The sequence below is a fragment of the Spongiactinospora rosea genome, from assembly GCF_003315795.1.
In the GTDB taxonomy this organism is placed as follows: Bacteria; Actinomycetota; Actinomycetes; order Streptosporangiales; family Streptosporangiaceae; genus Spongiactinospora; species Spongiactinospora rosea.
In genome coordinates, this window is the sequence record NZ_QMEY01000003.1 from 296,145 (window position 1) to 309,521 (window position 13,377).

Here is a 13,377-nt window from a genome sequence, read left to right on the forward strand (position 1 = left end):
AGTAAGCTCCTGACATGTCCGATGCCCCAGACGCCCCCGTGACCCTCAACGACGTCTTCCAGCGCGACTGCCCCGGCCGGGTCGTGATCGACCACATCGCCGGCCGCTGGGGGATGCTCATCCTGGTGGCGCTCTGCGAGCGGCCCATGCGCTTCTTCATGCTGCGCGACCGGATCGGCGGGATCAGCGAGAAGATGCTGTCCCAGACCCTCAAGACGCTGGTCCGCGACGGGCTGGTGGCGCGCGAGGTCGAGCCGTCCACGCCGCCCAAGGTCACCTACCGGCTCACCCCGCTCGGCGGCGAGCTGGCGGGCGCGGTGCGCACGCTGGTCGGCTTCATCGGCGAACGGGTCCCCGCCATCATGGCCGCGCAGCGGCGCTACGACCGCGGGGACGGCCCTCCTGAGGGGGATTGATACCGTTTGCCGGACGCGCTGCGCACAGCGAAGTCCGGTGAGAGACCGGCGCTGTCCCGCAACTGTGACGGCCCCCGCGCGGGCCGAAGCCAGGTCGCCTGTGCGCCGCGCCGACGTCACAGCCCTCGCGGAAAAGGGTGATCCGTCGTTTCACGGGTCTCTCGGTTCCAGCGACTCTGGAAAGGATTCCTTGTGAGGCCCTTGAGATCGGCCTTCGCGGGTGTCTTGCTCGGGGTGCTGGCGCTGGCCGGATGCGGTCAGACAGGCACGACGGGCGGGCAGACCGCCGCCTCGGCGACGCCCGCCGCCTCCCCCGGCGCCGGATTCCCGGTCACCGTACAGGCCGGCAACGGCACGGTCACCATCGCCGAGCGCCCGCGCCGCATCGTCTCACTCAACCCCACCGCCACTGAGAACCTGTTCGCGATCGGCGCCGGGCCGCAGGTCATCGCCGTCGATGACCTGTCCAACCACCCGAAGGAGGCGCCGAAGACCGCGCTCTCCGGGTTCAAGCCCAACGCCGAGGCGATCATCGCGCAGAAGCCCGACCTGGTGGTGCTCAGCAATGACCTCGGCGGCGTGGTCGCCGCCCTGCAGAAGGTCAAGGTGCCGGTGCTGCTCGAACCGGCCGCCACCAAGCTGGCCGAGAGCTACGACCAGATCACCGACCTCGGCGCGGCCACCGGCAACGCGTCCGGCGCGGCCAAGGTCGTGGCGGGCATGAAGGAGAAGATCGAGGGCCTGGCCGCCGCCGCGCCCAAGGACCACAAGCTCACGTACTACCACGAGCTGGACGTCACCCCGTACTCCGCGACCTCCGGCACCTTCATCGGCGAGATCTACGGCCTCTTCGGGCTGCGCAACATCGCCGACGAGGCCCCCGACGCGGCGGGCGGCTACCCCAAGCTGTCGGCCGAGTTCGTCGCCAAGGCCGACCCCGACCTGATCTTCCTGGCCGACGTCAAGTGCTGCGGCCAGTCCAAGAAGACGCTGGCCGAGCGGCCGGGCTGGAGCGGCCTTTCGGCGATCAAGAACGACCGGGTGGTGCAGCTCGACGATGACATCGTCTCCCGCTGGGGGCCGCGCGCGGCCGAGTTCGCCCAGGTCGTCGCCGACGCCGTAGCGAAGGCCGCGGCCGGCGGGTGACGCACTCCCCGTCCGCCCCTCCGGGCCGACCGCCGCGCGCGTCCGCCCCGGACGGGCAGGCGCGGGCGTCCGCGCGGCTGCGGCCCTGGTGGGTCGCCGCCGCGCTGCTGTTCCTGGCGGGCAGCCTGCTGGCCGGGCTGCTCACCGGGGCCGCGGAGATCCCGGTGCGGGGGGTCGTGCTCCAGGCGATGGACTGGCTGCCGTTCGTCTCGGCCGACCACGGCCTCACCCCCGTCGAGCAGGGCGTGCTGGTGGAGCTGCGGCTGCCCCGGGTCCTGATCGCCGCCGTGGTGGGCGGCCTGCTCGCCATCGCGGGAGCCGGATACCAGGGCGTGTTCCGCAACCCGCTGGCCGATCCCTACCTGCTCGGGGCCGCCGCGGGCGCGGGGCTCGCGGTGACGCTGGCGATCGTGCTGATCGGCGGGGACGCCGGGGCCGCGCTGGTCCCGCCGATGGCGTTCGGCGGCGCGGTCGGCGGGGTCTTCCTGGCGTACGCGCTCGGCCACACCGCCCGCCGCGGCGGCACCGCGACGCTGGTCCTGGCCGGGGTAGCGGTCACCTCCTTCCTCACCTCGATCCAGACCTTCGTCCAGCAGCTCAAGGTCGAAGAGCTCCAGCGCATCTACGCCTGGATCCTCGGCGACGTCGGCGGCGGCTGGGAGGACCTGCGGCTGGTCGCCCCCTACGCCGCGTTCGCGGCGGTGGTGATGCTGCTGCACGGCCGCATGCTGGACGTGCTGTCGGTCGGCGACGACGAGGCGGTCAGCCTGGGCGTGCGCGCCACCCGGGTACGCCTGGCCGTGCTGCTGGCCGCGTCCCTGGCCACGGCGGCGGCGGTCGCGGTGAGCGGGCTGATCGCGTTCGTCGGCATCGTGGTCCCGCACCTGGTGCGCCGCCTGGCGGGCGGGTCCTACCGGGTGGTGCTGCCGCTCTCGCTGGTCGGCGGGGCGGCGTTCCTGGTGCTCGCCGACCTGGTGGCGCGGACCATGCTGGCCCCCGCGGAGCTGCCCATCGGCGTCGTCACGGCGTTCGTCGGCGCGCCGTTCTTCGTCTTCGTGCTCCGGCTCACCCGCAGGGTGGACACATGAGCATGATCTCCGTCAGCGGGCTGACCGTCACCCTGGGCGGCCGCGACGTGCTCCGCGGCGTCGATCTCGACGTGCGGCGCGGCGGCTGGCTGGCGGTGATCGGCCCCAACGGGGCCGGGAAGTCCACACTGCTGCGGGCCCTCGCCGGGGTCCTGGACGGCCAGGGGGAGATCCTGATCGACGGGACGCCCGCGGCCGGGCTGTCGCCGCGGCGGCGGGCGCGGCTGGTCGCCTTCGCCCCGCAGACCCCCGCGCTGCCCCCCGACATGACCGTCTACGACTACGCGCTGCTCGGCCGCACCCCCTACATCCGCTATCTGGGGCGGGAGAGCAGGGCCGACCGCGAGGTCACCGCCGGGGTGCTCGACCGCCTGGACCTGGGCGGGTTCGCCGCGCGGCGGCTGGGCCACCTGTCCGGCGGCGAGCGGCAGCGCGTGGTGATCGCCCGCGCCCTCGTCCAGCAGGCTCCGGTACTGCTGCTCGACGAGCCGACGACCGCGCTCGACCTCGGGCACCAGCAGCAGGTGCTCGAACTGGTGGACCGGCTGCGGCTGGCCGACCGGCTCACCGTGCTGTCCTCGCTGCACGACCTGAGCCTGGCCGGGCAGTACGCCGACACCATGACGCTGATCGCGGGCGGCGCGGCCGTGGCCTCCGGGCCCCCGGCGGCGGTGCTGACCGAGGAGTTGATCGCCGACCACTTCGGGGCCACCGTGAAGGTGGCGGCGGGGCCGGACGGAAGGCCCCACGTCCACCTGATGAGAGGGGATCGATGAACCACGGCCCGGTGCTCGATTGGCGGACCGAGGACGGCGAACGGCTCGGGGCGCTGTTGTGGGAGTTCGGGCCGGGGTGGCGGATGATCTCCTCGGCGGTGCTCGGCGGCGGCATCGGGCCGCGCGAGTGGGTGCTGAACGCGCAGGTCGTCGCCGGATACTCGCGGATGGACCCGGCCGAGCACCTGGCCGGGCTGGGCCCGGCGGCGGGCGCGGGCGTGGGGATGATGACCGCCGCGAAGGTGGAACGGTACACCCTGGCCGCCGACGGCGGCGTCCGCGCGCTGGCCACGGTCGGGCTGCGGGTGCCGACCTGGGCCGCCGCGCCCGAGGGCGCGAAGGACCCGGAGCTCGCGCCGATCCGGAGCGACGGCGCGATCGTGCCGGGGACGATCAACATCGTCGTGGCCGTGCCCGTGCCGATGACCGACGCGGCGCTGGTCAACGCGGTGATGACGGTGACCGAGGCCAAGACCCAGGCGCTGGCCGAGGTGGGGTTCCCCGGCACCGGCACCGCCTCGGACGCGGTGTGCGTCGCGGTGCCGATCGGCTCGGACGCGGGCGAGCCGGGCGAGCCCTTCGGCGGGCCGCGCTCGACCTGGGGGGCGCGCGTCGCGCGGGCCGTGCACGCGGCGGTACGCCGGGGCGCGGAGGAGTGGACCGGTGGGCGCTGAAAGGGGTTCCGCGGCCTGGCGGCGGGGCCGGACACATATGTGACCCGATTTGATAACGCCTTTTGGCGATATTTGGCTTACTGCCGGTCCTTGTATTGACTTATCCGGGCCGGTTGGGAACCTTGTCGTATCCCGTCGACTGCTCCTGTGGGGGAGGCGTGATGCGGCGCCCTGGTCCGCTGATCCGGCTCGCGCTCGGCGCGTTCGCCGGTGTGGCCGGTGTGACGTCCGTGGCCGTGCCCGCGCTCGCGCACGAGCACCCGAGCGGCATCACCGACCTCGTCACCCCCGCCGTGGTACGCGTCGAGGCGGTCGCGCACGTGGAGGTCACCCTGCTCGATCACGTGGGCGAGCTGCAGCACGTGGAGCGGTCCTACGAGGTGCCGATCGGCAGCGGGACCGGCGTGGTGGTCAACCCCGAGGGCGCGGTCGTGACGCTGACCAGGGTGGTCAAGTCCGAGGACGACGCCGCGGTTTATGCGGCGAACAAGGTCTTCGCTGATCACCACAAAGTGGACATCAAGCAAGATTTTCAGCGGCATCGGCTGGACGATTCGATCTTGAATCGGCACCTTCAGCAGTGCTACCCGCCGAAGACGGAGTCCGCGACCTGCCTCACCAAGGTAACCCCGCAAATCAAGATATTTCCGAACATTGCGCCCGCCGACAAGGAAGGGATCAACGCCGAGATCGGGCACACCGGTGACGATCCCGACAGCCCCGCCGTGCTCCTCCCCGTGGGCCGCGCCGACGGCGGCGCCGGACTCCCGACCGCCCCGCTCGCCGCCCGCGTGCCGGACAAGCCCGGCTCGCCGGTCTCGCTGGCCGGGTTCACCGGCAGGCCCGCCGCCGACCGCCCGCACCTGATCGACATCGCGCACCTCGACGCCGGTGGCGCGGGGAAGGGCGGCAGGCCGTTCAAGGATCCGGAGGGCAAGGTCGACGAACCGCGCAAGATCGGCGAACTCGCCGGTAAGGGACTGGCCGGGGCGCCGGTGATCGGCGACAAGGACGGGGCCGTCGTGGGGCTGCTCGCGGGCGGCGCCGGGGACGGCCGGATGATCGGCGTCAGGGAGGTCACCAAGGCGCTGGCCGAGGCCAAGGTCGAACCCAGGCGCGGGCCGCTGGACGCGGCCTTCGAGGTGGCGCTGACCCGGTTCCACACCAAGTACTTCGGTGACGCCGTACCGGCCCTGCGCCGCGTCCTCGACCTGTACCCGGGGCACGTGGTGGCCGCCAAGCACCTGAAGACCGCGCAGGACAAGCGCGGCGGGCCCGACGACGCCGGAGCCCTCGCCGCGCCCGCGCAGGCCGGTGGCGACGTCCCGCTGTGGCCGTTCATCGCCGGGGCGGGCGTGCTGGTGGCCGCCGTCATCGGCGGCACGCTGCTGATCCTGCGCAGGCGGGCGCGGCGCGACACCGCCGCCACGGCACCGATGACACCGAACGACCGGCGGGTCGCCCCCGCCGTACCGTCCGCGCCGCCGTCCCCATCACCGTCCTCATCACTGGCCCCGCCACCGGCCCCATCGCCCGCGGGGGAGCAGGACCCCGCGCGGGGCGAGCCGTCGCCGGCCGACGTGACGCGCATCGTCACGCGCTCGCCCATGCCGCCCGGCCTGCCCGCCGCGCCGGAGGGCGCGCAGGGACCGCCGCTGCTCACCGCCCGGCAGCCCGCCACCGCGCCTGCCGGGGTGCCCGCCGGCGTGCCGGGCAGAGCGGGGCAGCGGTTCTGCACCGCCTGCGGGATGGGCCTCGGGCCCGCCCACCGATTCTGTGGCTACTGCGGCCACCCGGCCGAGACGTGATGCCGGTGAACGAGCGCTCACTGATCGGCCAGGAGGTGGCCGGCTACCAGGTGGAGGAGATCGTCGGCCGGGGCGGCATGGCCGTGGTCTACCTCGCCATCGACACCCGGCTCGACCGCCGGGTGGCGCTGAAGATCCTGCATCCGGCGCTCAGCGCCGACGACCGCTTCCGCCAGCGCTTCGTGCTGGAGTCGCGCATGGTCGCCGGGATCGACCACCCCAACATCATCCCGATCTACGAGGCCAGCGCCGACGGCGAACTGCTCTACATCGCCATGCGCTACGTGGCCGGGATGGACATGCGCCGCCTCTTCCTGGACCGGGGGCCGCTGGAGATCAGCCAGGTCAACCAGATCTTCGCCCAGGTCGCCGCCGCCCTGGACACCGCGCACGCGCACGACCTGATCCACCGCGACGTCAAGCCCGCCAACATCCTCATCGCCGGGGGCGCGACCGGCGAGCACGTCTACCTCACCGACTTCGGCATCACCAAGCACCAGACCTCGATCTCCGGGCTGACCAAGACCGACCAGTTCATCGGCACCCCGCGCTACATGGCCCCCGAGCAGATCAACAAGGACCGCGTGGACGGGCGGTGCGACCAGTACGCCCTGGCGTGCGTGGTCTACGAGGCGCTGGCCGGGCGGCTGCCGTTCCAGCGGGACAACGACATCGCGCTGCTGTGGGCGCACCTGGCCGAGACGCCCGCGCCGCTGAGCGGCCTGCGCCCGGAACTCCCGCTCGGCGTGGACGGGGTGATGGCGCGGGCGCTGGCCAAGTCACCCGACCAGCGGTATCCGAGCTGCGCCGACTTCGTCGCCGAACTGCGGGACGCGATCGACGGCAGGGCCGTGCCCGTGGTGGCCGGGCCCACGGCGCCCGCGCCCGCCCCGGCGGACCCGGCGCCCGCCACGCAGCCGTCGCCGGTCCCAGCGGGCGGGCGGCGCGGCAACAGGGGCATCATCGTCGCCGCGGCGGCGGCCGTGGCGCTGATCGTGGCGGTCGCGGCGGTGCTGGCCGTACTGCTGCGCGGCGGCGAATCCGAGTGGACCCGGTACGCGGGCTCGGCCGCCGCGCCGCTGCGGTTCGACCATCCCGGCGACTGGGTCGCGCGGACCCACACGGACGTGTTCACGGTCGCCTCGCCGCACGGGGCCGCCTTCGAACGGCTCTTCGTCACCCCGGTCAGCGCCGACTGGAGCGAGGCCAACCGGCTGCTGCGCGATGACCCGGAGACGGCCACCGGCCTGTTCGTGCAGGTCCTGGACACCCTCGACCCCAACGCGGGCGTACAGGACCTCCAGGAGACCCTGCGCTCCTCGCTGCCCGGCACGGTCAGCATAACCTCGGGCATCGTTCAGGTGCCGGTGGGCGGCAGGCCCGCCGTGCGGATCGAGGGGACGCTCGCCGACCCGCAGGGCGGCGGGAACCTGGACCTCATCGGCTACGCGGTGGACCGGCCGGGCGCGGCGGCGCTGCTGGTGTACTTCTGCGCGCCCGGCACCTGCCGGGACGATGTCGCGCAGCGGATCGCCGGGAGCGTGGAACTGCGCCCCTCGTGAGCGGCGGCCACTTGGGACTCACTTGGAATCGAGTTGCTTGGGCGTTTTGTCCGGTATGCAGGAACGGTTCCGCACTCTAGGCTCCGGGCTGACGCTACTCGGAGGTACTGCCATGGAGTCCAGGGACGCGATCCGCGTCGTGATCGCCGACGATCAGGCGATGGTCCGCGCGGGCCTGCGCATGGTCCTCGAATCCGAGGCGGACATGCGCGTGGTGGGCGAGGCCGGCGACGGGGTGGACGCGGTCGCCGTGGCCCGGCGTACCACCCCGGACATCGTCCTGATGGACATCCAGATGCCCCGCATGGACGGCCTGGCCGCCACCACCGAGCTGCTGTCCCGGCCGAGCCCGCCCAAGGTGATCGTGCTGACCACCTTCGACAGCGACGACAACCTGTACGCCGCGCTGCGCGCGGGCGTCAGCGGCTTCCTGCTCAAGGTCTCACCCCCCGAACAGCTCGTGGACGGCGTACGCGTGGTCGCGGCCGGGGAGGCGCTGCTCGACCCGGCCGTCACCACGCGGGTGATCGCGTCCTTCGCGGGGCGGCACGACCCCGTACCGCCGCCCCGCCTCGGCCTGCTCACCCCCCGCGAGCTGGAGGTGCTCGGCCTGCTCGCCCGGGGGCACAGCAACGCCGAGATCGCCCGCGCGCTGTTCGTCGGTGAGGCCACCGTCAAGACCCATGTGGCGCGGGTGCTGATGAAGCTCCACCTGCGCGACCGCGCCCAGGCCGTGGTGTTCGCCTACGAGGCGGGCGTGGTACGTCCGGGCGCCTCCGGATAGAACGCCGCCCAGTCCGCCGGGCCCATCCGCAGGATGCGCACGCCGACCGAGCCGAGCGCCACCGCGGGCATCGCCCAGAACGGGATGGTCGCCGGTCCGTACGGCACCAGCATCGACCCCAGCACGCCCGCGGCGACCAGCGCGGGCACCCACCAGTGCGCCTGCCCGGCCCGCCAGACCGCCACCGTCAGCAGGGGCAGCCCCACGATCCCCAGGTACAGCCACGGGATGGTGAACCCGAACACCACCCCCGGCAGGTCCAGCACCTCCCCGGCCAGCCGCTCGGCCTCCTCCGCCGGGTAGCGTTCGCCGAACCACCAGGACACCGGGTCGGTGAGCAGCAGCGCCGACATGCTGCCGTAGCCGACGACGGTCATCGCCCCCGCGATGTGGCCGAGCGCCACCGCCCGCCGCCGTACCAGGTGGAGCAGCCCGAAGGCGGCGAACGCGGTGAGCAGCCAGCTCCAGTGGTAGAGCACCGACTGCACCTGCGCCAGGACCGGATCGTCGCCGAAGCTGACGGCCTCGCGGTCGTCCCCCCACGTCCCCGGGTCCACGACGACGGCGGCGGTCTGCAGCAGCGGGGCCACGATCAGCAGTGATCCGGCGGCCACCCGCCTGAAGGTCGAGTCGAGCACGAGAGCCCCCTGGGCGGTCATGGGACGGCGGGGGCCGTGCCCGTCCGCCGTACTGTCGGCCGGAACGCTATCCGCGCGCCCCGGCGCGGGTCGTCCGCCCGGCGGGGGACGGCGGGTCCGCCACGCGGCGGAAAACGGGTGACCTCGTCCGTGCCGGGCCGCGCCTCGCCGTAAGCTCGGTTGCGTCATCGATCGCGCGAGGGGAGCGGCTGTTGAGCGCGAAAGTGATCGTGGTCACCGGGGCGGGCGGCCCGGCCGGGCAGGCCGTCGTCCGGCGGCTGGCCGCCGAGGGGGACACGGTGCTGGCGGTGGACGCCCACCACCACCCCGACGTCGAGGGCGTGGAGCGCCACACCGTCGATCTGCTCCAGCCGCACGCCGTGGGCGACCTGGCCCGCGACGTCGCCGCCCGGTACGGCAGGGCGGACGGCGTCGTCCACCTGGTGGGCGGGTGGCGCGGGGCCAAGTCCTTCGCCGAGACCTCGCTGGCCGACTGGGAGCTGCTGCACGGTCTGCTGATCCGCACGCTCCAGCACGTCTCGCTGGCGTTCGACCCGCTGCTGCGCGAGAGCGGCGACGGCAGGTTCGTGATCGTCTCGGCCGAGGCCGCCCGCTCGCCCACCCAGGGGAGCGCCGCCTACGCGGCGGCCAAGGCCGCCGCCGAGGCATGGACCCTCGCGATGGCCGACGGCTTCGCGGGCACCCGCGCCGCCGCCACGATCCTGGTGGTCAACGCGCTGGTCCACGACGCCATGCGGGCGGAGAACCCCGGCGCGACCTTCCCCGGCCACACCGACGTGAACGACCTGGCGGAGATCGTCGCCGGGCTCTGGGAGGCCCCCGCGGTCGAGATCAACGGCCGCCGCCTGGACCTTTCCAAATGACCGCCGCATGACCGTCGTACGACGCAGGCACGATCCCGCGGCGCGCGGGTTCGCCAGTGACAACCAGGCGGGGGTCCACCCGGAGGTGCTGCGGGCCCTCGCGCTGGCCAACGAGGGCCACCAGAGCGCCTACGGCGACGACGTCTACACCGACGCCATGGAAGAGGTCTTCCGGGCCGTGTTCGGGCCGCAGGCGCGCGTCTGGCCGGTGTTCAACGGCACCGGGGCCAACGTGGTCGCGCTGCGCGCGATGTGCGCCCCCTGGGAGGCCGTCGTCTGCGCGGAGAGCGCCCACGTCCACACCGACGAGGGCGGGGCCCCCGAGGTGACCGGCGGCCTCAAGCTGCTCACCGTGGCGGCCCCGGACGGCAAGCTCACCCCTGACCTCATCGACCGCCGCGCCCACGGGTTCGGCGACCCGCACCGGGCGCAGCCGAAGGTCGTCACCATCTCCAACGCCACCGAGCTGGGCACCGTCTACACCCCTCGGGAGACCGCGGCCGTCTGCGCGCACGCCCACCGGCTCGGCCTGCGGGTCCACCTGGACGGCGCGCGGCTGGCCAACGCCGCCGCCGCGCTGGACGTCCCGCTGCGCGCGCTGACCACCGACGCGGGCGTGGACGCGCTGTCCTTCGGCGGCACCAAGTCCGGCCTGATGTACGGCGAGGCCGTGGTCGTGCTGAACCCCGGCGCGGCCGGCGGGCTTGAGTACGTCCGCAAGACCGCGATGCAGCTCGGGTCCAAGCTGCGGTTCCTGTCCGTCCAGTTCGAGGCGCTGCTCGGCGGCGACCTGTGGCTGCGCAACGCCCGGCGGGCCAACGCGATGGCGGCGCGGCTGGCGCGGGCGGTACGCGAGATCCCGGGGGTGCGGGTCCGCTCGCCGGTGCAGGCCAACGCCGTGTTCGCGGTGCTGCCCGCCGCCGTCGCCGACCGGCTGCGCGACCGCTTCGCCTTCTACACCTGGGACGAGAGCACCGGCGAGGTCCGCTGGATGTGCTCCTTCGACACCACGGAGGCCGACGTGGACGCCTTCGCCGCGGCCGTCGCCGAGGAAATGGCCGCCGGACGGCGGCCTTAGATCAGGTCTCGCGCAGCGCCAGGCGGGCCGCCTCCCGGCCGCCCATGCCGTGCGCCCCCGCGCCCGGCGGGGTGCTCGACGAGCACAGGTAGACGCCGCGCAGCGGGGTGCGCCACGGGTGCGGCGACAGCACCGGCCGCGCGGCGAACTGCCACAGGCCGGCCAGCCCGCCGCCGATGTCGCCGCCCACCAGGTTGGGGTTGTGCCGCTCCAGCTCGGCGGGGCCGCGCGCGCTGCGCGCGAGGATCAGGTCGCGAAAGCCCGGCGCGTACCGCTCGATCTGCGCCTCGATCGCCTCGGTCATGTTCACGCCGGAGCCGTTCGGCACATGGCAGTAGCCCCACAGGGTGTGCCCGCCGGCCGGGGCGCGCGTGGGATCGGCCGCGCCCGGCTGCACCACCAGCACGTACGGCCGGCGCGGGTGCCGCCCCGCGGCCACCTCCGCCTCGCTGTGCGCGATCTCCGCGAGCGTCCCGCCGAGGTGGACCGTGCCCGCCCCCGCCACCGCCGGATCGCGCCACGGCACCGGGCCGGACAGCGCCCAGTCCAGCTTGAACGCCCCCGGCCCGTAGCGGAACCTGGACAGCCTTTCCCGATAGCGGGCGGGCAGCCGCGGCCCGGCCATCCGCAGGAACTGGCGCGGGGTCACGTCCAGCAGGATCGTCCGGGCGGGCGGCAGCTCGGCCAGGTCGCCGACCCACTGCCCGCTCACCACCTCACCGCCCAGCTCGCGCAGCCTGGCCACCAACGCGTCGGCGAACGTCTGGGAGCCGCCCCGCGCCACCGGCCAGCCGACCAGGTGCGCCAGCGAGGCCAGCATCATGCCGTACCCGGAGGAGACCGGCGCACGCAGGTCGAGCATCGAGTGCGCGGCCATCCCGGCCAGCAGGGCCCGCGCCCGGGGCGCGCGGAACACCGTGCCGGCGAGCACCGTGGCGGGCAGCAGGGCCAGCGGGCCGAACCGGGCCAGCGCGACCGGCGCGCGCGGCACGCCGAACGGCGCCAGCAGCGTGTCCACCAGCGGCAACCCGGCCCGCGCCGCCGCGCCCACCGTCTCCAGCCAGGCGACGCCGTCGCGGCCCAGCCCGGCGGCGGTCCGCGCGGGATCGCGGTGGAGCAGCACCGCGGGCCCGTCGTCCAGCGGGTGAGCGGCCGGGACGGGCGGATGCGCGAACTCGACGTTCAGACCGAGGTCACGGAACGCCGGGGAGGCCACCGCGATGGCCAGCACGGACGCGCACACGTCGTGGGCGTGGCCGGGCAGCGTCAGCTCCTCGGTGCGCAGCCCGCCGCCGAACCGCCGGGCGCCCTCCACCAGCAGCACCCGCCTCCCGGCGGCGGCCAGCGTCAGCGCCCCGGACAGCCCGTTGGGCCCGGACCCCACCACGACCGCGTCGAAACCGTCGGCCGCCACGCGCACGCCCCCCTTTGTCGGCGGCCACCCGATCTTTCAGACCTTGTGACCGGTCTCCTTCTCATAGGCGGTGAGCTGCTGCTCAAGCGCCTTCATCAGCTCGAAGACCTGGCTCGGGGGAAGGCGGATACGGCTGACGATGCGGGTCGGGACGCTCAGGATGCGCTGCCCGGACTGCGGATCGCCGGTGAGCTGCGGCGGCCTGGTGATCACCGCGAAGTCGAGGACGAACCCATCGCGGGTGTGCCAGACCGATGCGAAGTTCGCGTACATCCCCGCTTCGACCTCGGCCGAGATGCTCACCTCAAGATGGCTCTCCGGCTCGTCGTTCACTGTCTCTCCGTCCTTCGCGGCGGTGGGGGTGGGAGGGGGAGGACGCCTCCGGCCTGGGGCCGGACGCGTCAGTCGAGGATCGTCGGGTACGGCTTCGCGCCGCGGGCGCGGAGCAGGTCGGTCATCAGCTTGATCTCGCCGCTCTGACCGGCGCTGATGTGCCTGGCCATGGTGGCGACCTCCTCGCGGTCGGACAGGCGCAGCAGGCCGTCGGCCATCTGCACGCCCCCCTCATGGTGACGGATCATGAGCTGCAGGAACAGCACCTCGGCCGCCTTGCCCTGGGCCTGTCGCAGCCGGTCCATCTCCGCGGCGCTCGCCATGCCGGGCATCAGCCCGCCGGCGGGCGTCGCGGGCTTCGCCCGGCCCGCGCCGTGTCCGTGACCGGACATCCAGGCCATCCGCGGCAGCTCACCCGCCTGGTTCAGCCCCCACTGCTGAAGCCAGCCCATGAAGATCCCGCGCTGGGCGGTCTGGGTGAGAATGATGTCGCTGGTGAGCGCCCGCAGCGTCTCGTCCTGGGTGGCGTCGTGGGCGGCGAACGCCATCTCCACGGCCTGGGCGTGATGGACGGCCATGTCCCGCGCGAACCCCGCCTCCGGGGAGGCGTCCGAGGGCGTGCCGTACCGGCCGGCGAACACGACGGCGGCGACGACGGCGACCAGGACGGCGCAGACCGCCACGACGAGCAGCGGGCGGCGCCGTGGGCGTGCGGGAGTTTCAACGGGGACGTCCATCGTTTGCTCAGCGTACCCGTGATCTCCGGTAAGCGGCGT

At 73.8% G+C, this 13,377-nt stretch carries 14 protein-coding genes; 10 read left to right on the top strand and 4 right to left on the bottom strand.

What is annotated here, in order from left to right; translation table 11 throughout:
- The first annotated feature begins 14 nt into the window (after nt 1–14).
- From DP939_RS10010 to DP939_RS10045, 8 genes are all read left to right on the top strand, one after another.
- Nucleotides 15–416 carry a winged helix-turn-helix transcriptional regulator gene (locus DP939_RS10010; RefSeq protein ID WP_113980350.1) on the top strand — a complete coding sequence of 134 codons (402 nt, stop codon included), beginning with the start codon at nt 15–17 and terminating at the stop codon, nt 414–416.
- Between the two features lie 192 nt (nt 417–608).
- Nucleotides 609–1,562 carry an ABC transporter substrate-binding protein gene (locus DP939_RS10015; RefSeq protein WP_113980351.1) on the top strand — a complete coding sequence of 318 codons (954 nt, stop codon included), beginning with the start codon at nt 609–611 and terminating at the stop codon, nt 1,560–1,562.
- 77 nt (nt 1,563–1,639) lie between these two features.
- On the top strand, nt 1,640–2,650 hold the full coding sequence (locus DP939_RS10020; RefSeq protein WP_113980710.1) for a FecCD family ABC transporter permease: 1,011 nt from the start codon (nt 1,640–1,642) through the stop codon (nt 2,648–2,650).
- Nucleotides 2,647–3,426, top strand: a complete 780-nt coding sequence (locus DP939_RS10025; RefSeq protein WP_225878140.1) for an ABC transporter ATP-binding protein — start codon at nt 2,647–2,649, stop codon at nt 3,424–3,426. The genes DP939_RS10020 and DP939_RS10025 overlap by 4 nt, the downstream gene beginning before the upstream one ends.
- Nucleotides 3,423–4,100 (top strand): adenosylcobinamide amidohydrolase, encoded by a 678-nt coding sequence (locus tag DP939_RS10030; protein WP_113980353.1) that lies wholly within the window; start codon nt 3,423–3,425, stop codon nt 4,098–4,100. Before DP939_RS10025 ends, DP939_RS10030 begins: the two co-directional genes overlap by 4 nt.
- 161 nt (nt 4,101–4,261) lie before the next feature.
- Nucleotides 4,262–5,908, top strand: a complete 1,647-nt coding sequence (locus tag DP939_RS10035; protein ID WP_113980354.1) for a zinc ribbon domain-containing protein — start codon at nt 4,262–4,264, stop codon at nt 5,906–5,908.
- Nucleotides 5,908–7,470: a serine/threonine-protein kinase gene (locus tag DP939_RS10040; protein ID WP_113980355.1), complete on the top strand. Its 1,563-nt coding sequence runs from the start codon at nt 5,908–5,910 to the stop codon at nt 7,468–7,470. The genes DP939_RS10035 and DP939_RS10040 overlap by 1 nt, the downstream gene beginning before the upstream one ends.
- Before the next feature lie 112 nt (nt 7,471–7,582).
- Nucleotides 7,583–8,254, top strand: a complete 672-nt coding sequence (locus DP939_RS10045; RefSeq protein ID WP_113980356.1) for a response regulator — start codon at nt 7,583–7,585, stop codon at nt 8,252–8,254.
- Here the strand turns inward: DP939_RS10045 and DP939_RS10050 are convergent.
- Nucleotides 8,215–8,892: a hypothetical protein gene (locus DP939_RS10050; protein ID WP_225878141.1), complete on the bottom strand. Its 678-nt coding sequence runs from the start codon at nt 8,890–8,892 to the stop codon at nt 8,215–8,217. The genes DP939_RS10045 and DP939_RS10050 overlap by 40 nt on opposite strands.
- 212 nt (nt 8,893–9,104) lie before the next feature.
- Between DP939_RS10050 and DP939_RS10055 the strand changes: the two genes are divergently transcribed.
- Nucleotides 9,105–9,776 carry an SDR family NAD(P)-dependent oxidoreductase gene (locus DP939_RS10055; RefSeq protein ID WP_199565070.1) on the top strand — a complete coding sequence of 224 codons (672 nt, stop codon included), beginning with the start codon at nt 9,105–9,107 and terminating at the stop codon, nt 9,774–9,776.
- Between the two features lie 7 nt (nt 9,777–9,783).
- On the top strand, nt 9,784–10,854 hold the full coding sequence (locus DP939_RS10060; protein ID WP_113980359.1) for a threonine aldolase family protein: 1,071 nt from the start codon (nt 9,784–9,786) through the stop codon (nt 10,852–10,854).
- Nucleotide 10,855: 1 nt separating this feature from the next.
- Here the strand turns inward: DP939_RS10060 and DP939_RS10065 are convergent, their stop codons facing one another.
- The 3 genes from DP939_RS10065 to DP939_RS10075 form a co-directional block, all read right to left on the bottom strand.
- Complete coding sequence (locus tag DP939_RS10065; RefSeq protein ID WP_113980711.1) at nt 10,856–12,268, bottom strand: phytoene desaturase family protein; 1,413 nt, start codon at nt 12,266–12,268, stop codon at nt 10,856–10,858.
- Nucleotides 12,269–12,304: 36 nt separating this feature from the next.
- Nucleotides 12,305–12,601: a DUF3467 domain-containing protein gene (locus DP939_RS10070; protein ID WP_113980360.1), complete on the bottom strand. Its 297-nt coding sequence runs from the start codon at nt 12,599–12,601 to the stop codon at nt 12,305–12,307.
- A 68-nt stretch (nt 12,602–12,669) separates the two neighbouring features.
- On the bottom strand, nt 12,670–13,338 hold the full coding sequence (locus tag DP939_RS10075) for a DUF305 domain-containing protein (protein ID WP_113980361.1): 669 nt from the start codon (nt 13,336–13,338) through the stop codon (nt 12,670–12,672).
- Nucleotides 13,339–13,377: the final 39 nt, after the last annotated feature.

Bases quoted from the DNA above. Each gene is read 5' to 3' on its own strand.
- DP939_RS10075 (WP_113980361.1), bottom strand. From the start codon at position 13,338: ATGGACGTCCCCGTTGAAACTCCCGCACGCCCACGGCGCCGCCCGCTG.
- DP939_RS10035 (WP_113980354.1), top strand. From the start codon at position 4,262: ATGCGGCGCCCTGGTCCGCTGATCCGGCTCGCGCTCGGCGCGTTCGCC.
- DP939_RS10060 (WP_113980359.1), top strand. From the start codon at position 9,784: ATGACCGTCGTACGACGCAGGCACGATCCCGCGGCGCGCGGGTTCGCC.
- DP939_RS10040 (WP_113980355.1), top strand. From the start codon at position 5,908: ATGCCGGTGAACGAGCGCTCACTGATCGGCCAGGAGGTGGCCGGCTAC.
- DP939_RS10025 (WP_225878140.1), top strand. From the start codon at position 2,647: ATGAGCATGATCTCCGTCAGCGGGCTGACCGTCACCCTGGGCGGCCGC.
- DP939_RS10045 (WP_113980356.1), top strand. From the start codon at position 7,583: ATGGAGTCCAGGGACGCGATCCGCGTCGTGATCGCCGACGATCAGGCG.
- DP939_RS10030 (WP_113980353.1), top strand. From the start codon at position 3,423: ATGAACCACGGCCCGGTGCTCGATTGGCGGACCGAGGACGGCGAACGG.
- DP939_RS10010 (WP_113980350.1), top strand. From the start codon at position 15: ATGTCCGATGCCCCAGACGCCCCCGTGACCCTCAACGACGTCTTCCAG.